Origin of the sequence: Rubrivirga aquatilis (assembly GCF_046845665.1) — a bacterium.
In the GTDB taxonomy this organism is placed as follows: Bacteria; Bacteroidota; Rhodothermia; order Rhodothermales; family Rubricoccaceae; genus Rubrivirga.
Genome location: NZ_CP177355.1, coordinates 1,767,501 through 1,790,010 on the forward strand (window position 1 = coordinate 1,767,501; position 22,510 = coordinate 1,790,010).

Sequence of the window (22,510 nt, forward strand, 5' to 3'; positions counted from 1 at the left end):
CTTCGGCGGACGGCCGGTGTCGGGCGCGCTTTCGGGGATCGGTGGCCGGGCCGGCTCGCCGTCGGTGGCGGGCTGCGCGGGGGCGTCGACCGGCTTGCGGGTGCCGGCGGGCTCGGGCGTGTCGGGGCGGGCGCCCTCGGCGCCACGAGGCTGGGGCGGCGTGCCACCGGGCCGCGCCGCGGAGTCGTCGGAGAGGGGAGTGTCGGACATCGGGGCGGGGTCAGGCGGTGGTCGCGGCAGCGCTACGGATAGCGGCCTCGACTTCGCGGGCGGTAAACGGGATGCCCTGGACCTTGCTCAGGCCCTCGGCCGGGACTAGGAAGCGGTCGCGCAGGACGCGGACGAGCTGCCCGCCGTTGAGCTCGGGCACGAGCACGTGCCTGAACCGGCCGAGCACGTCGCCCAGGCTGGGCGGCAGCGGGTTCAGCCAGCGGAGGTGGACGTGGCCGACCGCCAGCCCACTTTCGCGAGCGCTGGCGACGGCCTTCTTCAGCGCGCCGTACGTCGAGCCCCAGCCGACGACGAGCACGTCGCCCTCGGCGTCGCCCTCGACCTCGAGGTCGGGGAAGGCGTCGGAGATGCGGGCCACCTTCTCGGCACGCGTCTCCGTCATCCGCTGGTGGTTTTCGGGGTCGTAGCTGACGCCGCCCGTCCGGGCGTCCTTCTCGAGCCCGCCGATGCGGTGCTCCAGCCCGGCCGTTCCCGGCGTTGCCCACCCGCGAGCCAGCGTTTTTGCGTCGCGGACGTAGGGCAGGAACGCGCCGTCGGCGAGCGCGGCGGTCTCGGGCGTCGCGAAGGACACCTTGATCTCGGGGAGCGCGTCGGCGTCGGGCAAAAGCCAGGGCTCCGACCCGTTGCCGAGGTAGCCGTCGGAGAGCAGCACGACGGGCGTCATGTACTCGAGCGCGATCCGGGCGGCGTGGAAGGCGGCCAGAAAGCACTCGCCGGGCGTCTTCGGCGCCAGCACCGGCGTCGGCGCGTCGCCGTTGCGGCCGTAGAGTGCCATCAGCAGGTCCGACTGCTCGGTCTTGGTCGGCATCCCCGTGCTCGGGCCGGCGCGCTGCACGTCGACGACCACGAGCGGCAGCTCGACCATCGTCGCGAGCCCGATGAACTCGCCCTTGAGCGCCATCCCCGGGCCGGACGTGGCCGTCACGCCGAGGGCGCCGCCAAAGCTGGCGCCGATCGCGCTGCCGACCGCCGCGATCTCGTCCTCGGCCTGGAAGGTCTTGACGCCGTACGCCTTGTACTTCGCCAGCGCGTGGAGCAGGTCCGAGGCGGGCGTGATGGGGTAGGTGCCGTAGAACAGGTCGAGCCCGCTCTTCTGACACGCGGCGACCAAGCCCAGCGCGAGCGCCTCGTTGCCCGTGATGGCGCGGTACGTGCCCGGCGGCAAGTCGGCCGGGGCGACCTCGTAGCGGGCGACGAAGCTTTCCGAGATGTCCCCGTAGTGGTAGCCCTTGTCGAGCGCGCGGCGGTTGGCGTCGCGGATCTCGGGGACGGCCGCGAACTTCTGCGCGATCCACTGGCGGGCCGGCTCGATGGGGCGCGTGTACATCCACAACGCCAGCCCGAGCGCGAACATGTTCTTGGCCCGGTCGATCTCCTGCTTGCTGAGGCCGCTGTCCTCGAGCGCTTGGTGGGTCAGCCGCGTCAGCTCCACGTCGTGGCGCTCGTAGCCGTCCAGCGTGCCGTCGTCGAGCGGGTTCTCGTCGTAGCCCGCCAGCGACAAGTCGCGCGCGCCGAACGCGTTCGTGTTGACGAGCACGGCGCCGCCGGCCCGGACGCGCGGGAGGTGGACCTTGAGCGCGGCCGGGTTCATCGCGACGAGCAGGTCGACCTCGTCGCCGGGCGTCAACACGGCCTGGCTGCCAAAGTGGAGCTGGAAGCCGGACACGCCGTACAACGTGCCCGCCGGCGCCCGGATCTCGGCCGGGAAGTCGGGCAGCGTCGCGAGGTCGTTGCGGGCGTGCGCGGTCGCCAGCGTGAACTGGCTGCCGGTCAGCTGCATCCCGTCGCCGGAGTCCCCGGCGAACAGCACGACGACGTCGTCGAGGGCGTGGGTGGGGATCGGGGAGTCGGTCATGGCGGCGGGTACGCGCGGCGGGTGCCCGTGATTCGGGGACGGGCGGTACGTGTCAGCGCCGTCTCGGCGCCCACCACGGGCCCTTTTCACCAGGCCTGCGCAGCGGGCGAAGGCAGGGCCGGGTGGGCGTGCACCCGAAGGAAGGGCGCCGCGAGCCGACCGCCAGCACCGACCGCCGGTATTCACGGAACAGCGGAGGCGTCGCGTCCGGTTAGACCCCTCCCGCTCCGGCGCTCGCCGCCGCCCCATGTCCGACCTCGTCCGCGACCTGTTCACCCGCCCGAAGCCCGTGGTCGCCGTGATCCACGCCGGCCCGTCGCCGGGCGTGCCCGGCTTTCGGAGCGTCCGCTCGGCCGTCGACCGGGCCGTCGCCGAGGCGCGGCTGCTCGTCGAGCTGGGCGTGGACGGGCTGTTGGTCGAGAACGCCCACGACGCGCCCGCGCTCGGCGACGAGGAGACGGGCCCGGAGGTGGTGGCCTACATGACCCACATCGCCGTCGCCGTCCGTCGCAACGCGAACCGGCTGCCCGTCGGCGTGCGCGTCCTACGCGCCGACCGCGCCGCGCTAGCGGTCGCCCTGGGCGCCGGCTGCCACTTTGTCCGCGTCGATGGCTGGGCCGAGGACCCCATGCAGGCCGCCCGCTTCCATCGCTACCGCGAGTCGCTCGCCGCGTCGCCGATTCCGGTCCTTGCCGACATCCGGCCCTCCAGCCCCGACGACGTGCCGTCCCTGGTGGCCGCGACGGAGGCGGCGCGCCCCGACGGGCTCATCATCCTGGGCCCCGCCGTCGGTGAGCCGTCGACGCCGGAGGCCGTCGAGGCGGCCTGCCAGACGGCCACGCTGCCCCTGTTCTGTGGCGGAGGCCTCGACGGCACCAACCTGCTCGACTACGTCGACGCCGCCGACGGCTTCTTGGTCGGCTCCGGCCTCAAGGAGGAGCGCCGGTGGCAGGCCCCGGTCTGCGAGCCGTTCGTCCGCCAACTCGTCGGGGCGGTCGAGTACGCCCGGGGGCAGGAGGTGCGGCAGTAGAGCGCGCGCGCAGGCGGAGGCCTGAAGGGGTCCGCGCGGCCTGCTGGCGGAGGCCCGCGCGGTCCTGCCTACCCGGCCTGCACGTGGATGAGCGTCCCGTCAGCGGCCGTCAGCTGGATCTCCGCGCCGTCGTCGCTGAGCCGGTAGCTCGCGATGGCGTCCGGGAACACCTCGGGCGGGGTGCCCATGTGGAAAAAGGCGTCGGCGACGACGCCCCAGTCCTCGGGCGTGAGCGCCACCGTCGCCTCGCCGTCGGCGGCGACGTAGGGGTAGTACGCGAGCACCTTGTTGAGGTGGTTGATCGCCTGCTTGACGTGGAGGCCGGGGTCCATGGCGGGGGAGGGGAAGAGGGCGGAGGCACGGGGCCGTTCCGGGAAAGATCCGACCGCGCCCGTCCCGAGTGGTGGATACCCTGCGGGGAACGCTCCGGCCGCTGGCGCTCGCCCCCGCCGCTCGGCATCTTGTGACCGACGACCGACGACCGACGACCGACGACCGACGACCGACTATGACCCCGATGCCCACCGAGACCGCCGTCCCCACGACCACGTCTGCCGAACAGGCCTACCTCGGCGTTGTCGAGCGCGTGCTGGCGACCGGCGTCCGCAAGACGAACCGGACGGGCACCGACACCATCGCCAGCTTTGCCGAGCACTACAGCGTGGACCTCGCCGATGGCTACCCGCTGCTGACGACCAAGAAGGTCTACTTCGGGTCCATGCTCCGCGAGGTGCTCTGGTACTTGTCCGGCGCCGACCACATCCGCGAGCTCCAGCGCCACACCAAGATCTGGGACGCCTGGGCCGACGACGAGGGCCGTCTCCAGACCGCGTACGGCCGGTTCTGGCGTCGCTTCCCCGTGCCTGCCTCGGGCGTCGCGCTCGGCGACGAGGTCTGGGTCGACGCCGACCACCCGCGCGTCCGCCGCGAGGCCGACGGGTCGCTGTCGTTCGACCAACTGGGCCACGTGCTTGACCTGTTGCGCACCAACCCCATGAGCCGGCGGATGGTCGTCAGCGCGTGGCACCCGGCGAACGCGGCCGTCAGCCGGTTGCCGCCGTGCCACTACACGTTCTGCTTTCAGGTGACGCCCGCCGACGACGGCCCCGACCGCCTCAACTGCCACCTTACGCAGCGCTCGGCCGACCTCGCGCTCGGCGTCCCGTTCAACCTCGCCTGCTACGCGCTCTTGACGCGCCTGCTCGCGGACGCCGCCGGCCTGCGCGTCGGCCGCTTTGCCCACACCCTCGTCGACGCCCACATCTACGTCGACCACGTGGACGGCTTGCGCGAGCAGCTGGCGCGCACGCCGACGCCGGCGCCCCGGCTCCACATCGCGCCCGGCCCCGACGGGGCGCCCCGTGGCCTGGACGACATCGCTTTCGAGGACGTGACGCTGGAGGGCTACGACCCCCAGCCCGCCATCCGCTTCCCTGTCGCCGTGTAGCGCTCCGGGGACTAGGGATTGGCTCGCTTCGCTCGCGGGATTGGGGAGTGCTGGCGAGACGCCACAGCGCCCACCCAGTTGACGAACCGTTTGCATTTTCCGTCCCCCGTCCCCCGTCCCCCGTCCCCCGTCCCCCGTCCCCCGTCCCCCGTCCCCATGCCTGAGATCGTCGTCATCGCCGCCGTCGCCGAGGCGCCCGGAACGCCGGGCGACCGGCTCATCGGCGACGGGATGGACCTGCCGTGGCACCTCCCGGCCGACCTCCAGCGCTTTAAGGCGCTTACGACCGGGTGGCCGCTCGTGATGGGCCGGAAGACGTTCGAGAGCCTGCTCCACCAGTTTGGCCGCCCGCTCCCGAACCGCGAGAACGTCGTGCTGACGCGCTCCGCGAGCCGCGTCGACCACCCCGGCATCCACGTCTACTCCGGGCTCGACCCCGTGCTGGCGGCGTTCGCCGACCGCGAGCGAGTCTTTGTCGGCGGCGGCGCCAGCCTCTACCAAGCCGCGCTCGACGGCCCAGAGCCGCTGGCGGACCGGCTCGAACTGACCTTCGTCGAGGGCACGTTCTCGGGCGACACCTACTTCCCCGAGTACCGCCACCTCGTCGGCGATGACGGCCCGTACCGGCTCGCCGCCAGCGAGCCTCACCCCGCCGACGGCGGCCGCCCCGCGTTCCGGTTCGACACGTTCGTCCGGCGGTAGTCACAAAAAACGCCGGCCCTCCGAAGAGAGCCGGCGTGGTCGGGATGGCGGGATTCGAACCCACGACCTCCTCGTCCCGAACGAGGCGCGCTACCGGGCTGCGCTACATCCCGAACTCCAGCGCATCCGCTGGCGGGACCCGAAGCTACGACGGTGCGGACGGCCCGCCTAGCCGGGAGGCAGTGAAGCGCCGACGAACCCGGAGCCACGCATACTGGGTGTGCGGAGCGCTGGGCCCAGATATCGGGCTGTCCCACTAAGCCCCGGGGGCAGATCCTCGATACTCTGACCCTCTCCCGCTCGCTTCAGCTGCCACTCATGGCTCCGACAGACTCCCTCCGCCTCTTTGTCGAAAGTTCGCCGACCCCCAAGGCGCTGTTCGACCGGGAGATGCGGTTCCTCGCGCACAGCCCCACGTGGGGGGGGGGCGTCGGGGTGGAGCCGGGCACGCCGCTCCTCGGGCAGACCATCTACGAGGTCCACCCCCATGTGATGGAGGAGTGGAGCCCGATCTACGAGGCGTGCCTGCGCGGGGAGAGCGAGCGCATGGACGCCGCGCCGGTTGACGGGCCGACCGGGACCAAGTGGGTGCGCTATGCGATCCAGCCGTGGTACTCGGCGCCCGACGAGGTCGCCGGGCTGATCATCGAAGTGGAGGACCTGACCGACGAGGTCAAGGCCGTCAAAAAGCTGGGACAGGATTCCGTGCTGCTCGACGCCGCGCTCGCGAGTGCGCCGGTCCTGGTGTTCGCCTTCGACGCCGACGGCCGCATCACACTTCGGCGCGGCCGCGTGCTGGAGGCCGTCGGCAGCGACCCCTCCGACTTTATCGGCGACCGCGTCGTCGACCGGTTCCAGGGCGACGAGACGATCGCCGACGGGGTGGCGCGCGTGCTGGCGGGCGAGACCGTCCACTGGACGATCTCCGTCGCCGGGCGCGTGCTGGAGACCACTGTCGCCCCGCTGCTCGGCCCAGGCGATCAGGTCGAGGGTGGAATCGGCGTCTCGGTCGACGCCACCGAGCGGGTGGCCGCCGACACCGACCGCCAGCAGCGCGAGGCGCTCTTCGACGCCGTCGGCGAGGCCGCCGCCGTTGTGTGGGCCTTCGACGCCGAGGGCCGCGTCACGCTGATGCGCGGCCGGCCTCTGGAACGGATCGGGATCGAGCCAGACCTCGTCATCGGGGAACGCGTGGGGGCCCTCTACGCCGACTACTCCGAGATCCTCGACGGGGTAGCCCAGGTGCTCGCGGGCGAGCCGGCCGAGTGGGCCGTCGCGTTCGCCGACCGGCAGTTCGAGACGACGGCCCGGCCCATCTGGGACAATGAGGGCACGGTCACGGGCGGCGTCGCCATCAGCCTCGACGTCACCGACCGCAACGCCGCCGACGCCGCCGCCGTCGAGCGCCAGCGACTCCTGGACACCGCACTCACTGGCGCGCCGATGGTCCTGTACGCCTGCGACGCCGCGGGCACCATCACCACCAGTCGCGGGCGAGCCCTCCGGGCGCTGGGGCTGGAGGACGACCAGACCGTCGGGGCCTCCATCTGGGACTTTATCCCGGCCGAGGAGCGTCCAGGGCACCCTTTCGAGGCGGTGCTCGCCGGAACGCCTCAGTCGTGGACTACCCGCTACGCCGACCACGTGATGGAGACGACGGCGGTCCCCATTGAGGGCGGCGGCGCCGTCGCCGTATCGAACCTGGTGACCGAGCGCGTGCGCGCCGAGGAGCGCGCCGCCACCCAGGCCGCCCACCTCCGCCGCCTGCTCGCGACGACTTCCGTCGAGGGCCCCCTGGACGAGCGGGCAGGGGCCGTGCTTCGCGAGATGACCGACATGCTGGGCCTGGAGTTCGGGCTGCTGGCGACGGTGTCCGGCGGCGTCTACACGGCCCTCGCGAGCCACGCCGTAGAGGGCGAGCCGTTGGCGGTCGGGACGGAACTGCCCATCGGGCGGACGTACTGCCTGCTGCCCGTCGCCTCGGGCGAACTCGTCGCCATCTCCGACCTCGCCGAGACCCACCTGGACCCGACCGACCGGCTCCCGGAGGGGCTCGCGTCCTATGTGGGCGCGCCGGTGGTGATCGACGGGGCGGTCGCAGGGGCGCTCAGCTTCTGGGCCACGTCGGCCACGGACGCCTTCTCGGAGGCCAACCAGGACTTGGTCCGGATGGCCGCGCTGTGGGCCGGGGCCCTGCTCGAACGGGACCTCCGCCAGCAGGAGGCCGAGGCCGACATCGCGCGCATCGAAGCGCTCGCCGACGCCTTCGCGCTTCGCTCTGCCGATGACGCAGGCAAAGTCGGGGAGGTCATCGAGACCCTCCGCGCTCAGCTCGGCCTCAAGACCGGCATCTTCAGTCGGATCGATGCCGACGAGGACCGCCTCCAAGTCGTCGCGTGCGCGGCGCCCGAGGGGTCCGAACTGGCACCCGGCGACGTGTTCGCCCTCAGCGACACGTACGCGGACATCGTGTACTCGGCCGACGACGAGGTCGTGGCCATCGACGAGATGTCGTCCTCGGTCCATAGTCGTCACCCGAGCTTCCAGAAATTCGGCCTCGAGTCGCACATCGGGGCGACGGTCGTCGTCGACGGCGAACGGTACGGGACCATCAACTTTTCGGCCACGGAGGCCCGCCCGCGCGGGTTCTCCGCCGCCGACCGCCAACTCGTCCGGCTGGCGGCGCGCTGGGTGGGCGGCGTCGTCGAGCGGGACCTCCGTCAGCACCGCCTCGACGGGGCGGAGCGTCGGTACCAGGCCATCTTCCACTCGCAGTACCAGTTCCAAGGGTTGATGACGCCGGACGGGACGCTCGTCGAGGTCAACGACGCGGCGATCGAGTTCGCAGGGGTCGATCGCGAAGCGGTCGTGGGGCGCAAGTTCTGGGAGGGCCGCTGGTGGCAGACCACCGAACCGGCCCGCCAGCGGCTCCGGGACGCTATCGCCGAGGCCGCCGGGGGTGCGTTCGTTCGCTACACCGCCGAGGTGCGCGGGGCCGACGGCACGGTCGTCCCGATTGACTTCTCGCTCAAGCCGGTCCGTGACGAGGCCGGCGACGTGGTGCTGCTGATCCCCGAGGGGCGCATCATCACCGAGATGGTGGAGGCGGAGAAGCGGCTGCGCGAGTCGGTGGTCGCCTTGGCCGAGGCGCGGGATCAGGCCGAGGTCGCGAACCGCGCCAAGAGCGCCTTCCTGGCCTCGATGAGCCACGAGATCCGGACGCCCATGAACGCCGTGATCGGGTTCGGCGAGTTGCTGGGAACGACCCCGCTCGACGGCTTGCAACGCGAGTATGTCCGCACGATGCAGCGCGCGGGCGAGCGGCTGCTGTCGCTCATCGACGACATCCTGGACTTCTCGAAGATCGAGGCCGGCCGCATCGAACTGGACGAGGCACCGGTCTCGCTCGGAGCCCTCGTGGCTCGCGTGCTCGACGAGGCCTCGCCGGCCGCCGGCGCCAAGGGGCTCGAACTGGGCTACACCATCGACCCGGCCCTGCCCACCCGCGTGCTGGCGGACGAGAAGCGGCTCCACCAGGTGGCGGCGAACTTGGTGTCGAACGCCGTCAAGTTCACCGCTTCGGGTTCGGTCGACGTCGCCGTCCACCTGTCGGAGGCCGTCGAGGGCCAAACGGCGCCCGACGACGCGGTGTGGGTCGCGCTCGACGTGCGGGACACCGGCATCGGCATCGCGCCCGACCGGCTGGCGGCCATCTTCGACCCGTTCGTCCAGGCCGACGCCTCGATGACGCGCGCGTACGGCGGGACCGGCCTCGGCCTTTCGATCACACGGCGGTTTGTGGAGCGGATGGGCGGCGCGCTGGACGTGGAGAGCACGCCGGGCGAGGGCAGCCTGTTTCGGGTGCGCCTGCCGCTGGCGCCTGTCGGCGCGAGCCGCGTGGTGATGCCGCCCAAGGGCGAGGCCGCCCTCGCCGGCCGGCGCGCGCTCGTCGTCGACGCCGACGCGGACAGCCGCCGCGCGCTGGTGGATCGGCTCGATCGCTGGGGCCTGGACGTCACCGACACGGGCGACCCGGCCGAGGCGCTGGCCTGGGTCGAGGCCGGCACTCCGTTCGACATCGGGGTGCTCGACCTCGAGACCCCCGCGCTGGACGGGCTGGCGCTCGCGGAGGCGATCCGGGCGTACCGCCCGCCCACCGACCTCCCGCTCGTCATCCTGTCGTCGGAGACGCCGCTCCGCCACGCCCCCGACGTGGTGGCGGCGACCGTCGCCAAGCCCATCACCTCGTCGGCGATGCACAGCCTGCTCCGCCGGGTCCTCGCCTATCGCGTGTCCGCAGGCGACGGGGCGTTGGTCGTCCCCTCGGTCCCCGCCGCCGAGCTGACGGTATCGCTCGCCACGTCCGCCCGCATGGGGCCGGCCCTCCGCATTCTGCTGGCAGAGGACGAACCCGACAACCAGGCCCTCGCGCTCCAGATGCTCAACGCCTTGGGCCACCAGGTCGACATCGCCGTCGACGGCGCCGACGCGCTCGCGCGCGTTCACCAGACGGCCTACGACGTGGTGTTGATGGACGTTATGATGCCCGTGCTCGACGGGCTCGAAGCCACGCGCCGCCTGCGTCGGGAGCTGCCGACGGACCGCCAGCCCCGCGTCGTCGCGCTGACCGCGCGTGCGCTGCGCCGCGACCGCGAGGCCTGCCTCGCCGCCGGCATGGACGACTACCTCACCAAGCCCGTCCGCTTGGGCGCGTTGGCCGACGCGTTGCGCGCCCCAACGTCGCCGGCGGGCTAGCGGGCCTCGTACATCGTCTCGACCAGCTCCGCGAACCGTTCCTCGATGAGGGAGCGCTTCAGCTTTAAGGTCGGCGTCAGCAGGCCGTTGTCGGTCGTGAACGGCTCGGGCGCGAAGCGGAAGGCGCGGACGCGCTCGTGGCTGGGGACCGTCTGGCCATGCTCACGGAGCATCGCGTCGAGGTGGCTCGTCACCGACGGCTCCGCTAGCAGGTCGTCGCCGGACCGGGCCTTCAGCCCCTCGGCCTTGGCGTACAGGCGGAGGGCGTCGAGGTCGGGCACGAGGAGCGCCGTCAGGTGCGGGCGGCCCTCGCCGATCACCATTACCTGCTCGACGAACGGATCGCGGGAGAGCGCCGCCTCGATCGGGCCCGGGTAGACGTTCTTGCCGCCCGCCGAGACAATCATGTGCTTGATGCGGTCGGTGATGCGGAGATAGCCGCCCTCGAACCGCCCCACGTCGCCCGTCCGGAACCAGCCGTCGCCGTCGAAGGCGGCGGCCGACTCGTCGGGGCGCTGCCAGTAGCCGGGCATGACGCCGGGGCCTTTCGCCAGGATCTCGCCCGGGCCCGTCGTCAGGTCGAGCGGGTAGTCGTCGCCGTCCGCCTCGGCCAGGATCCGGCCCGTGTCGAGGTCGCGGATCGCCAGCGTCGTGCCGGGCATCACCCAGCCGACCGTCCCATAGATCGGCGCGTCGACGGGGTTGGCGGCCAGGATCGGGGCCGTCTCGCTGAGCCCGTAGCCCTCGATGAGCGGGACGCCGGCCGCCGCGAAGAACGTCCCGATCTCCTGGGGCAGCGCCGCGCCGCCCGAGATCGCGAACCGGACGCGCCCGCCCAGCTTGGCGTGGAGCCCGGCGAACACGGCGCGTTGCGCGAGCGCGTGCTGCGCCCGCAAGTGCGGCGGCACCCAGCGCCCGGCGGCCTCCCGCTCCGACACCGCCACGCCCACGCCGACCGCCCACGCGAACAGCCCGCGCTTGATCGGCGAGCCCTCGGCGACGGACCGCTGGATCGTCGTGTAGATCCGCTCGAACAGGCGGGGGACCGACACCATCACCGTCGGCGACACCTCGGGCAGGTTCTTCGAGATGGCGTCGACGGACTCGGCGTAGACGATCTGGGCGCCCGCCGCTAGCAGCGTCGTGTAGCCGGCCGTCCGCTCGAAGGCGTGGCTGAGCGGCAGGAACGACAGGTGCACGTCGCTCTCGCCGACCGGGACGCGCGCGAGTGCGGCGTGCGCGTTCGACATCAGGTTGCGGTGCGTCATCACGACGCCCTTGGGCTCGCCGGTCGTGCCCGAGGTGTAGATCAGCGCTGAGGCGTCGTCCGGCGTGACGGCGTCGGCGAGCGCGTCGAGGTCGAGCGACTGCCGCGCGCCCTCGGCGAGCGCGTCCGCCCAGGTCGTGATGGGCGTCTCGGGGCGGGCCTTGCGCGGCTCGGCCATCGACACGACCGCCGCCAGCTCGGGGCAGTCGGGGAAGGCGCGGTCGGCCTTGCGGAGCTGCAAGCCGGTGGAGACGACGAGCACCTTGGCCCCGCTGTCGGCCAGGATCGTGGCGACCCCGGACGCGGGCGTGCTCGTGTAGAGGGCGACGGTCGCCGCGCCCAGGATCTGCGTCGCGAGGTCGGTCACGGCCCACTCCGGCCGGTTCTCGCTCAGAATCGCCACCCGGTCGCCCTTGCGGACGCCGCGCGCGGCGAGGAAGCCGGCGAACGCCTCGACGTCGGCGGACAGCTCGTCCCACGTGATGTCAGTCCACTCTTTGGTGGCCTTGTCCTTGTAGCCGAGCGCGGCCTTGCCGGTCCCGGCGTAGTGGGCGGCCAGGCGGCGGGCGAGTTGGGCAGCGGTGTCGAAGGGGACGACGGCGGGCATGGGTCGGGGCGGAGGGCGGCGCAAGGCTACGCACACCGCCCGTACCTCGGGTGCTGGCGCCCACCGGGATCGCGATCACCGGCCGGTCGTCCGTCGGGCGACGGTGAAGGTGGCCGAGCCCTGGCGCACGATAGGTTGCCGTCCCACGAAGCCGCCGCTCCTCCCCGAGAGATGTATGCCGGGCGGCGTGCCGAGCGCCAGGACCGCTGTGGGGCGACTCACGGCCGGTGGGGCGCTCGCGACCGTCCCACCGCTCGCGGAGCCGCCGGATTTGGCGGGCTCGAAGTCCGAGTCCGGCTCGTCGTCCTCGTTCACCACGACGGGCTCCTGGCTGCTGGCGCGCGTCCTCGATGCACGGCTCGTCCGTCACGACGCACGCGATGGCACCCTTGGCCAGGTCGAGCGTGCGGTTGGCGATGTCGAGGGCCTGGCGCTCGACCCGAGTGTCGATGTTGTTGGCGACGCGGTCGGTGACGCGGTCGGCGATGGCGCCGGGCGAGCAGGCCGCCAGCGTGAAGGCGGCGAGGGCGAGGAGGCGGGTCGGCATGGCAGGGTCCGGTGAGCGTGAGCCCAGCGTATCGGGGCGGGCCGGGCGGCCGCCTCACCCGATCATGTGATTCCGCTGGCGCTGGGGGCGGGACGTCCGCCTCGGGCCCGGGGTGGGGGAGGGCGCGAGCGGTGCACCCTCGCACAAGCGTTAGGGAGTCGTGCGCGTGGCTTCTACGGGGGCGCTGGGGCAGAGGGCACTCCGATCAATGAGTGGGTCGAGTGCTAACCTGTTTCTTTACAGGGCATACGCCTTCTGTGAGATGCCTGCCGCCCTGCTCCTCGCCGTCCTGCTCGCCGCCGCCCCCGCACTCGACGCCGTCGCCGCGCCCGCGCCCCTAGGGCCGACGCATGCCACCGTCGGGCCTACGGTGGGCAGCGGCCTGGCGGTCGAGATCACCGGCGTCCGGTTTGACACCCACCGCAGCGACACGGAGGTCAACCTCTTTACCCCCGCATTGTTTTTGGCTGTGGCGTCGCTCGCCACCATCGAGGGGGAGTTGCGGAATGAAAGCAGGGCCGGGGGTGGCCCAACTGCTATACAAGCCTTGGGGTTGCAAATATTTACAGATATTATAGAAAACAACGACTTCTTTTTTCAAATTAAAGGAGCTCGAATTATAAGACGTAAAGATGGATCGTTTATCGTTGAGTCTGACGTGGTGTCATGCGAGGCTTCAGGTGGGGGTGAGGTCTGCCATCTAGAGCTCGAGGCAGGTCCCATGGAGCCCAATGAGGTCTTCGACTTCGAGGTTGAGGTCGCCGGGGTTCGCCCAGGTGAGCAGCCGTTCGAGATCACGATGACGCAGAACGAGTTTGACCCGGACCCGACCAACAACACGGCGTCGGGCACCGTGACCGTGACCCCGCCGGAAATCGTCTATGGCCAGAAGTGGTACGACCCCGACGGCGACGGCGCCCGCGACGACGGCGAGGGGCCCGTCGACGGGTGGCCCGTCGACCTGCTCGCGTCCGACGGCTCGGTCGCGGCCTCGACGGTCACCGGCCCGTTCGACCTCGACTTCGACGGCGCCATCGACCCCCTCGCCGAGCGGGGGGTCTACGCGTTCCCGCTCCCCGCGCCCGGCGCGTACACCGTCGCCGAGGCCCTGCCGTCGGGGTGGACGGCCGTCCCGGCCGGCGGCGTCCACGAGATCCAGGTGGCCGACCAGCCCGTCGGGGCCCTCGACTTCTTCAACCGCCCCGACGTCGCGCCGGATACGGACTGGGGCGACGCGCCCGACACCTACCTCACGACCGCGGCCGTGGGCGGCCCAGCCCACTTCCTGATGGGCTTCTTCCCGCCGATCCTGGGCGTCCAGGTCGACCCCAACGACGACGGCGTCCCGACGATCGACGCGTCGGGCGACGACCTCTTCATCCCGCCCGACCAGGTCGACGACGAGGACGGGCTCGTCGGCATCACGTTCGGGGCGGGCAACGCGGGCGAGCTCACCGTCGAGGCGCCCTTTGGCGGGACGCTCGACGCGTGGCTCGACCACGACGACGACGGGACGTTCAACCAGCCCGACAACCAGATCGTCGCGGCGGGCGCGCTCGGGTTCGGCCAGACCACGTTCACGTTCACGATCCCGACCGGCGCCACGCGCGGCGGGATGCTCCGGCTCCGCGTCCACGACGTGCCCGGCGGCGTCGGCCCGGCCGGGCTCGTCGCCGACGGCGAGGTCGAGGACCACCTCACGCTCGGGCTCGACCTCGGCGACGCCAACCAGGACCCCCTCGAGATCATCCCCGGGATGCCGTTCGGCTACCCCGTCCGGATCTCGGCCGACGGGGCGCGCCACCTGACCAACGACCTGGTCCGGATCGGCGAGCGGGTCGACGCCGAGACCGACCTCAACGCGGCGCTCGGCGCCGAGGTCGGGCTCGCCTCGAACACGGCGACCGGCGACGACAACGACCCCGACGACAACCAGAACGACGGCCCGCGCGACGACGAGGACGGCATCGCCTTCGGCGACGGGTTCGTCCCGTTCACGATCCAACTCCCCGTCGGCACGGCCGAGCCGTCGGCCCCGAACCCGCTCACGCGCTACGGGCTCGTCGCCGGGACGACGGGCACGTTGACCATCTTCCCGAACGTCGACGGCGGCCTCGATGGGTGGTTCGACTGGAACCGCGACGGGGACTGGGACGACCCCGGCGAGCACGTCTTCGCGAATGAGCGGATCGGCCCGTCGACCCCGCCGCCCACGCTCGACGTGACGGCCCCGGCGACGGCCCCGCCCGGCTTCTACCACGCCCGGTTCCGGTTCAGCCGCAACGGCGCGCTCCGGCCCGTCGGCGTGGCCCCCGACGGCGAGGTCGAGGACTACCTGATGGCCACGTTCGCGCCGATGGACTGGGGCGACGCCCCGGCGCCGTACCCCTCGGCCGCCGCCGACGGCGGCCCGCGCCACGCGGTCGGGGCGGTCCGTCTCGGCACGGCGGCCTCCGACGAGCCCGACGCGCTCGCGGCCGACGACGACGACGGCGTGGCGCTCCCGGCCGTCCTGGGCCGCGGCGGCGACGCGACCGTCTCGGTCGTGGTCTCGGGCGACGCCCCGGGCGCGCTCTACGGGTTCGTCGACTTCAACGCCGACGGCGACTTCGACGACGCCGGCGAGCAGGTCCTCGACGGGACGGCGCTCGCGGCCGGCACGCACGACGTGACCGTCGCCGTCCCGCTCGGGGCGACGCCGGGCCCGACGTGGGCGCGGTTCCGCGTCAGCCGCGTGCCGTTCCCGTTCACGGCTGGCGGGCCGGTCGACGCGACGGCCGTGCCGTTCGTGACCGAGGGCGAGGTCGAGGACTACGCCGTCGAGATCTCGGCCAATCCGGTCGCCGACGAGCCCGCGCCCGACGAGACGGCGCTCGAGGGCGTCGGCCCGAACCCGGCGCGCTCGGCCGTGACAGTCCGGCTCGCGCTCGCGGCGCCGTGCGACGTCGATGTCGCGGTGCACGACGCGCTCGGGCGGCGCGTGCTCCACGTCCCGGCGGGCGCGCAGCCAGCGGGGCGCCACACCCTGCGGCTCGGGCTCGACCGACTCCCGGCCGGCGTCTACGTGATCGTCGTCGGGGCAGGGGAGGCGCGGTTCACCCGGTCCGTCGTGGTCGTCCGCTAGCGGCGGGGGGCGCCCTCCCGGCCGGGGGAGGGCGCTAGCGGGCCACGGTCACCGCCGCCGAGGGACGCTGCCTGCGGTGGTGAGGCGGGGGGATGGAGACCCTCCGCCAGCAGGGCGGGGGAGAGGATAGGCCGCCGCTCGTCGCCCGGCGGGGCGCGTCCGGAGCCCTGGGCTTCACCGGCCCTCCCCGCCCGCCTCGCTAGCTTCGTCGACTCTCCCCGCCGGGATCGTCCCCGGCCGCGCCCGATGACCGAGATCCCCCGCGACCGCCACGCCACACCCGCGACCCCCGACGCGCCCGCGCCGGCCCCGCAGGACGGCCCCTACGAGCCCGAGGCCGTCGAGCAGGCGTGGTACCAGTACTGGGAGACCGGCGGCTTTTTCCACGCCGACCCGGACGCGGTCACCGAGGGCGGCAAGACGCCGTTCGTGATCCCCATGCCGCCCCCGAACGTGACCGGGCGGCTCCACATGGGCCACGGCCTGCAGGACACCGTGCAGGACCTGCTCATCCGTTACAAGCGGATGCAGGGCTACGAGGCGCTGTGGATCCCCGGCATGGACCACGCGGGCATCGCGACGCAGAACGTCGTCGAGCGCCAGCTCAAAAAGGACGGCGTCGACCGCAAGGAGATCGGCCGCGAGGCCTTCCTCGAGCACGTCTGGGCCTGGAAGGAGCAGTACGGCGGCATCATCCTGCAGCAGAAGCGCCGGCTCGGCGACTCGTGCGACTGGCGCTACCAGCGGTTCACGATGGACGACGGCCTGAGCCGCGCCGTCCAAGAGGTGTTCGTGACGCTCCACGAGCAAGGGCTCGTCTACCGCGGCGAGTACCTCGTCAACTGGGACCCCGACAACCAGACGGTGATCTCGAACGAGGAGGTCGACAACGTCGAGCGGCCGGGGTCGCTGTGGACCGTCCGCTACCCGGTCGTCGACGAGGCCGGCGCGCCGACGGGCCAGCACATCGACATCGCGACGACGCGGCCCGAGACGATCCCGGCCGACACGGCGGTCGCCGTCCACCCCGAGGACCCGCGCTTCACGGACTTGGTCGGCAAGAGCGTCCGCGTTCCCACGACGGACCGGACCGTGCCCATCATCGCCGACGACAGCATCAAGCAAGATTTCGGCGCGGGCGCGCTCAAGGTGACGCCCGGGCACTCCGAGGTCGACTGGGAGATCGGCAAGCGCCACGACTTGCCGACGCTGTCCATCATGAACCTCGACGGCACGCTCAACGAGCTCGCCGGGCCGTACGCGGGGATGGATCGCAAGCAGGCCAAGACGCAGATCGTCGCCGACCTCGACGCGGCCGGGCAGCTCGTCAAAACGGAGGACTACACCGTCACGACGCCGATCTCGTCGCGGAGCAAGGCCGTCATCGAGCCGCTGCTGTCGCCGCAGTGGTACGTCTCGATGCAGCCGCTGGCGGACAAGGCGCTGGCGGTCGTCGAGGACGGGACCGTCACGTTCCACCCGAGCCGGTGGGCGAATGAGTACCGCCGCTGGCTCGACGACATCCGCGACTGGCCGATCTCGCGCCAGCTCTGGTGGGGCCACCGGATCCCCGTGTGGTACCCCGTCGACGCCGACGGCGTGCGCGACGAAGAGGCGTTCGTCGTCTCCGTCGACTCGCCCGGGCCGGGCTACGAGCAGGACGAGGACGTGCTCGACACGTGGTTTTCGTCGTGGCTCTGGCCCCACGCCACGCTCGGCTGGCCCGAGGAGACGGACGCGCTGAAGGCGTTTTACCCCGGGTCGGTGCTCGTCTCGGGCTACGACATCCTGTTCTTCTGGATCGCCCGGATGATCATGGCCGGGACGCACTTTACCGGCCAGGCGCCCTTTACGGACGTGTTCATCACGGGGATGATCAAGGACAAGCAGGGGCGCTGGATGTCGAAGTCGCTGGGCAATGGCATCGACCCGCTCGACATGATCGAGACGTACGGCGCCGACGCCGTCCGCTACACGCTCGCGAAGCTGTGCGCGCAGGGCCAGGACATCAAGCTGGACCCGGCGGCCTTCGAGGGCGGGCGCAACTTCGCGAACAAGCTCTGGAACGCGAGCCGCGTCTTCGGCCGGTTTGTGGAGCGCGACGCCGCCGGCCGGCCGACCGAGGACCTGCGCCGCGAGCGGGCCTTTGCCGACCTCGACCTCTCGGAGCGCTGGCTGCTGACGCGCCTCCACGAGACCGTCGGTGCGGTCACCGAGGCGCTCGACAAGTACCGCATCTCGGAGGCCGCGCAGCTCGCGTACGACTTCGTCTGGCGCGATTTCTGCGACTGGTACCTCGAGGTGTCGAAGGCGCCGCACGGCGAGACGCCCGACCGAGAGACGCTGGCGCTGTCGGTCGAGGTGTTCGAGCAGATCCTCCAGTTGCTCCACCCCTTCATGCCGTTCGTCACCGAGGAGCTGTGGTGGACGCTGCGCCCGCGCCCGGCCGGCGACGCCCTCATCGCCGCCGACTGGCCCGCGCCGTCGGCCGACGAGACGGATGCCCAAGCGGCCGCGACGTTCGCGACCGTGCAGGACGTGGTGACCGCCATCCGCCAGGTCCGCGCCCAGTACAACGTGCCGCCGTCGCAGGCCGTCCGCGCCGTGTGCCGGATCGGGGACGCGGCGACGGCCCAGGCGCTCGACGGGGCGCGCGAGTACGTCGAGCGGCTGGCGGGGCTCTCGGGCCTCGTCATCGGGGCCGACCTTGAGGCGCCGGCCGCGAGCGCGGCGGTCGTCGTGGGCGCGCACACGATCTACATGCCGCTCGAAGGCATGATCGACTTGGAGGTCGAACGCACACGGCTCCGCAAGGAGATCGAGGGCAAGCGCAGCTTCCTGGGCAGCGTGGAGCGCAAGCTGCGCAACGAGGCGTTCACGAGCCGCGCGCCCGAGGCCGTCGTGGCGAAGGAGCGCCAGAAGGCGGCCGACGCGCTCGCCGAAATCGGGGCGCTGGAGGCCAGCCTGGCCGAGCTGGGGTGACCGCCGCCCGCCGCGCGACCCCTGCGCACGGACAATTCCGCTCGTCCCACCCGTTCTTCTCCCGTCCCCCCACCACGCCCATGCTTCGCCTCGCCCTGTTCGCCGCCGTCCTCATCCCGCTCGCGGGCTGCCCGGCGCCCGCCGAGATCGACCCCATCGAGCCGCCGATGCTGCCCGGTGGGCCTGCTGCCGTCCGCTCGCCCGACCTCGACGCGGCCATGGCGAAGTGGGCGGACGCAGAGCTCGATGCGTACACGATGACGCTGCGGCGGATGTGCTTCTGCCCCACGCCCGACTACACCGGACCGTTCTCCGTGACGGTCCGCGACGGCGAGGTGGCCACGGTCCGCCTCGACGGCGCGACGGTCCCGGCCGAGCGTGGGATGTCGGTCGAGGACTTGTTCGAGCTGTTGGAGGACGCCTACGCCCGAGAGGCCGAGGTCGTCGAGGTCTCCTTCGACCCCGACCTCGGCTACCCGTCGGCCATCAACATCGACTACAGCTCGAGGATGGCCGACGAGGAGATCGCGTACGGCGTCTCCGACCTCAAGCCGGCCGGCCGCTAGCGGCCCTCGCCCATTCTTCAGGCGCCCGTCAGGCAATGCGGACGCCGCGCGCCGTTGTTTGGGTGGTCGCCTACCCGAACCCGCCCGTGCAGCGCTTCCTCCTCGTCGCCCTCGCCCTCCTCGTCTCCGCCTGTGGCGGGGCCGGCACCCCGCAGGCGGACGTGACCGACCTCCGGCTGCAACGAAAGGGGACCGCGTACCCGACGCTGACGGGCGTCCTCGTCAACAGCGGCGACGCGCGGATCGCGTCGGCGGACGTGTTCGTGACGCTCTACGACGCCGACAACCGGCCGATGGAGGACGTGCTGGTGCAGGTCCGCAACGTGGCCGCCGGCGACTCGGCGCGGTTCGAGCAGCGGCTCGACTTGGCGGCGGGCGCGGCCAAGCTCAAGTACGTGGGGGTGAACTAAGGGAGCAGCCCGAGCGGCCCAGTAGCCTCGATACGGCGCGCCCTGGACTCGCTGTGGCATGGGCCTGGATACTGTGGCAAAGGGCACCCCGTGCCCCGTGCCCCACGTCGCTTGATCCGAGCCCCCCCTTAGGACCCTGCCAGTCCCCTAGGGGCCCTGCGGATAGGGCGCGAAGCACGGGCACCGGCCGGTGGTCGGTGGCATCTTGCAGGCCTAACCCATCGGATCTATGACGCCCCGCGCCTACCTCTCCTGCCGGCCCCTCACTTTCGGCCACCAGCTCGACCAAGTGGGCGGGGTGGAGTGGATGAAGGCGGCGCTCGAACGCGCGGCCGAGACCGACGACACGATCGACGCCCACCGCGCTTCGCGGTACTACGACATCGTGTCGCGGCGCTCGAGCATTACGTCGCGGCGGTCCGCCATCGACGACTACCTCCACCGCGATTGGGACGCCATGCAGCTCCACCGCCCCGCGACGGGCGAGGACGGGCTCCCGGCGCCGTGGTACCAGGCCCCCCTCGACCGCCGCATGGAGCTCTACTGCGAGACCGCCGAGGCCGTCGCGCGCGACGCCTTCGCCGACGACGAGACGCCGCCCGACATCGCCTTCCAGGTCTCGTGCACGGGGTACGACAGTCCCAGCGCCGTCCAGCGCGCGCTTGCCGACCGGGGGTGGTCCGACCACGTCCGCGTGCTGACCGTCGGCCACATGGGCTGCTACGCGGCGCTCCCGGCCCTCGCGACGGCCGCGGATGTGGTGACGGCGGAGGCCGCCCGCCAGCCCGACGGCCACGCGAACGCCGTCATCGTCGACGTCGAGTTCTGCACGCTGCACCACTACCCGGCGACGACGGACCCCGAGCAGATCGTCCAGCAGTGCCTGTTCGCCGACGGCGCCATCCGCATCGACGTGGACTCGTCGCCCGACGGCGCCGAGTTCGCTCTGCTCGACCACCTCGAGGCCATCATCCCCGACACGCTCGGTGAGATGACGTGGCGGCCGGCGTCGGACGGCTTCCGGATGACGCTGAGCCGGGAGGTCCCGAACCACATCCGGAGCAACGTCGCGGGCGTCATCGAGGGCTTCTTGGAGAAGCATGGGCTCGGCGTCGCGGACGTCGACGTGTGGGCCATCCACCCCGGCGGCCCGCGCGTGATCGAGAGCACGTCGGCCGCGCTCGGCGTGGACGACAAGGTCCGCGCGCGCCACAGCCACGACGTGCTCCGCGAGCGCGGCAACATGTCATCGACGACGCTGCCCCACATTTGGGACCGGATCGCCCAGGACGACGAGGCGCCGTCCGGCGCCCTTGTCTGCTCGATCGCCTTCGGGCCGGGCCTGACGGTCGTCGCCAACCTGATGCGCAAGCTCTGATCGCAAACGGGGCAGGGAACGGAGCGCCGGTGAGGGGGGCGGCTCCGGCCGCCGCCATGCAGACCCCCCCCGTCCATGCCGACGCCGATGCCCGAGATCAACAACCGCTTCTACGACGACCTCGGGGACACGTGGTTCGAGGGCGACGACCACGCGATCGCGCTGTTGCGCGCGGAGGGCCGGCTGAAGCTGGCGTACACGCACGACGTGTTTGCGCAGCACGACATCGGGCCCGGCGCGCGCGTGCTCGACGTGGCGTGCGGGGGTGGGCTGATCGCGCTGCCGTTGGCGGAGGCGGGGTACCGCGTCAAGGGCGTGGATCTGTCGGAGGGCTCGCTGGCGCAAGCCCGCAAGCGGGTCCCGGAGGGCGCCCACGCCACGTTCCGACATGGCGACGCGACATCGCTCGACGCGGCCGACGCCAGCCACGATGCGGTGCTGCTGTTCGACATGCTGGAGCACGTCGAGGACCCGGCGACGGTGATCGCGGAGGCGGGCCGCGTGGTGCGGCCGGGCGGGCTCGTCCTGTTCAACACGTTCAACCAGACGCCTCTGGCGTGGCTGGTGGCCGTTCACGGCTTCCGGTTCGTCGTCCGCGAGGCGCCGGACCACATCCACGTCTGGCGCCTGTTCCTGCCGCCGTCGGACCTCGAAGCGATGGCCGACACGGCTGGGCTCGACGTGACGCACCTGACGGGCGTTCGGCCCCGCCTCGACGGGCCGTTCCTGCGGTCCGTCCTGCGGCGGCGGCTCGACCCCGACTTCGCGTTCACGACGACGGGTACACTCGCAGTCGGCTACATGGGCACGGCCGTCAGGCGCGGCGCCTAGGCCGCTCGCAAACCGCCAGCGACCGCTCGCGCCGGTGGAAGATCGAGCGCTGGCGGTGGTGCGCTACGTTCGCGCCGTCCCATCGCCGATAGCCATGTCTCGGATCCCGCTTGCGGGGCGCACGCTCGTCCTCGCCGCCCTCGCCCTGTCCCTCGCCGCCTGCGACTCCACCGACGACGACTGGCCGTTTCCCGGCGCCGAGGTCGACGCCGAGGCGGGCGTCGAGGTGACCGACGCCGCGGCGCTGGCTGGCCTCCGCGCCGCCTGGGTCGCCGACCGGCCCGACGGGTACTGGCTCCGCTACGAGGTGGTCTGCTTTTGCGCGCCGACCGTCGTCGACGTGCGCGTGGTTGGGGATCAGATCCTCGAGACACGGCTAAACGGGGAGGTGGCCCCGCCCGAGCGGTCACTCGTCGTGCCGCTGCGGGTGACGGACCTCTACGACCAGGCCATCGCGTCGCTCGACGAGGCCGCGTTCACCGAGGTCCGGGTCCGGCCGGGCGCCCCGCCGCTGCTCGTGTCGCTGTCGATCGACGGCGCGTTCGAGATCGCCGACGACGAGGTGACCTACCGCGTGACGGCCTACGCACCGCTGGAGGTGAGGGCGTACTAAGCTCTGTCTGACGGATTGAGGGCGCGGCCAACTTCTCGTGCCACGTCCCGATCCGCCGGTGCGCCTCGGGGTGGCCGACAAGCCGCTCGACCTCGGCTTCCTGGAGACGACTCCGTCGCAGCTGAGCGGGTGCTCTGGCGTGGCGCCGAGCCTCTCGCGGTGGTC

15 protein-coding genes and 1 tRNA gene are annotated in these 22,510 nt (G+C 72.0%); 12 read left to right on the plus strand and 4 right to left on the minus strand.

Annotated features, from left to right (window positions below):
- Positions 1-220: 220 nt before the first annotated feature.
- Entirely contained in the window at positions 221-2,086 is a 1,866-nt protein-coding gene (locus ACLII4_RS07635; RefSeq protein ID WP_412070307.1) for a 2-oxoacid:acceptor oxidoreductase subunit alpha, read from the minus strand.
- Positions 2,087-2,333: 247 nt separating this feature from the next.
- Between ACLII4_RS07635 and ACLII4_RS07640 the strand changes: the two genes are divergently transcribed.
- Complete coding sequence (locus tag ACLII4_RS07640; protein ID WP_412070308.1) at positions 2,334-3,116, plus strand: BtpA/SgcQ family protein; 783 nt, start codon at positions 2,334-2,336, stop codon at positions 3,114-3,116.
- A 68-nt stretch (positions 3,117-3,184) separates the two neighbouring features.
- Here ACLII4_RS07640 and ACLII4_RS07645 read toward each other — a convergent pair whose 3' ends face one another.
- Entirely contained in the window at positions 3,185-3,448 is a 264-nt protein-coding gene (locus tag ACLII4_RS07645; RefSeq protein ID WP_412070309.1) for a hypothetical protein, read from the minus strand.
- 185 nt (positions 3,449-3,633) lie between these two features.
- Between ACLII4_RS07645 and thyA the strand changes: the two genes are divergently transcribed.
- Both thyA and ACLII4_RS07655 read left to right on the plus strand, forming a co-directional pair.
- Positions 3,634-4,563 (plus strand): thymidylate synthase, encoded by a 930-nt coding sequence (thyA, locus tag ACLII4_RS07650; protein ID WP_412070310.1) that lies wholly within the window; start codon positions 3,634-3,636, stop codon positions 4,561-4,563.
- Between the two features lie 156 nt (positions 4,564-4,719).
- Positions 4,720-5,265 (plus strand): dihydrofolate reductase, encoded by a 546-nt coding sequence (locus ACLII4_RS07655; protein ID WP_412070311.1) that lies wholly within the window; start codon positions 4,720-4,722, stop codon positions 5,263-5,265.
- A gap of 36 nt (positions 5,266-5,301) precedes the next feature.
- Here the strand turns inward: ACLII4_RS07655 and ACLII4_RS07660 are convergent.
- Positions 5,302-5,378, minus strand: a tRNA-Pro gene (locus tag ACLII4_RS07660).
- A gap of 205 nt (positions 5,379-5,583) precedes the next feature.
- On the opposite strand from ACLII4_RS07660, the gene ACLII4_RS07665 reads away from it, so the two are divergent.
- On the plus strand, positions 5,584-10,020 hold the full coding sequence (locus ACLII4_RS07665) for a PAS domain-containing protein (RefSeq protein ID WP_412070312.1): 4,437 nt from the start codon (positions 5,584-5,586) through the stop codon (positions 10,018-10,020).
- On the opposite strand, the gene ACLII4_RS07670 is transcribed toward ACLII4_RS07665, so the two are convergent.
- The gene (locus tag ACLII4_RS07670) at positions 10,017-11,894 is read right to left on the minus strand and encodes an AMP-dependent synthetase/ligase (protein WP_412070313.1); all 1,878 of its coding nucleotides are present in this window, start codon (positions 11,892-11,894) and stop codon (positions 10,017-10,019) included. The genes ACLII4_RS07665 and ACLII4_RS07670 overlap by 4 nt on opposite strands.
- 208 nt (positions 11,895-12,102) lie before the next feature.
- On the opposite strand from ACLII4_RS07670, the gene ACLII4_RS07675 reads away from it, so the two are divergent.
- The 8 genes from ACLII4_RS07675 (at position 12,103) to ACLII4_RS07710 (ending at position 22,345) form a co-directional block, all read left to right on the plus strand.
- The gene (locus tag ACLII4_RS07675) at positions 12,103-12,456 is read left to right on the plus strand and encodes a hypothetical protein (RefSeq protein ID WP_412070314.1); all 354 of its coding nucleotides are present in this window, start codon (positions 12,103-12,105) and stop codon (positions 12,454-12,456) included.
- Between the two features lie 247 nt (positions 12,457-12,703).
- On the plus strand, positions 12,704-15,565 hold the full coding sequence (locus ACLII4_RS07680; RefSeq protein WP_412070315.1) for a GEVED domain-containing protein: 2,862 nt from the start codon (positions 12,704-12,706) through the stop codon (positions 15,563-15,565).
- 246 nt (positions 15,566-15,811) lie between these two features.
- Positions 15,812-18,547 (plus strand): valine--tRNA ligase, encoded by a 2,736-nt coding sequence (locus tag ACLII4_RS07685; RefSeq protein ID WP_412070316.1) that lies wholly within the window; start codon positions 15,812-15,814, stop codon positions 18,545-18,547.
- 80 nt (positions 18,548-18,627) lie between these two features.
- Positions 18,628-19,113: a DUF6174 domain-containing protein gene (locus ACLII4_RS07690; RefSeq protein WP_412070317.1), complete on the plus strand. Its 486-nt coding sequence runs from the start codon at positions 18,628-18,630 to the stop codon at positions 19,111-19,113.
- 86 nt (positions 19,114-19,199) lie between these two features.
- The gene (locus tag ACLII4_RS07695) at positions 19,200-19,523 is read left to right on the plus strand and encodes an FxLYD domain-containing protein (RefSeq protein ID WP_412070318.1); all 324 of its coding nucleotides are present in this window, start codon (positions 19,200-19,202) and stop codon (positions 19,521-19,523) included.
- Between the two features lie 229 nt (positions 19,524-19,752).
- A complete protein-coding gene (locus tag ACLII4_RS07700) occupies positions 19,753-20,901 on the plus strand; it encodes a 3-oxoacyl-[acyl-carrier-protein] synthase III C-terminal domain-containing protein (RefSeq protein WP_412070319.1) in 1,149 nt (382 codons plus the stop codon).
- 75 nt (positions 20,902-20,976) lie between these two features.
- Complete coding sequence (ubiG, locus tag ACLII4_RS07705; RefSeq protein WP_412070320.1) at positions 20,977-21,732, plus strand: bifunctional 2-polyprenyl-6-hydroxyphenol methylase/3-demethylubiquinol 3-O-methyltransferase UbiG; 756 nt, start codon at positions 20,977-20,979, stop codon at positions 21,730-21,732.
- 94 nt (positions 21,733-21,826) lie between these two features.
- Positions 21,827-22,345 carry a DUF6174 domain-containing protein gene (locus ACLII4_RS07710; RefSeq protein ID WP_412070321.1) on the plus strand — a complete coding sequence of 173 codons (519 nt, stop codon included), beginning with the start codon at positions 21,827-21,829 and terminating at the stop codon, positions 22,343-22,345.
- Positions 22,346-22,510: the final 165 nt, after the last annotated feature.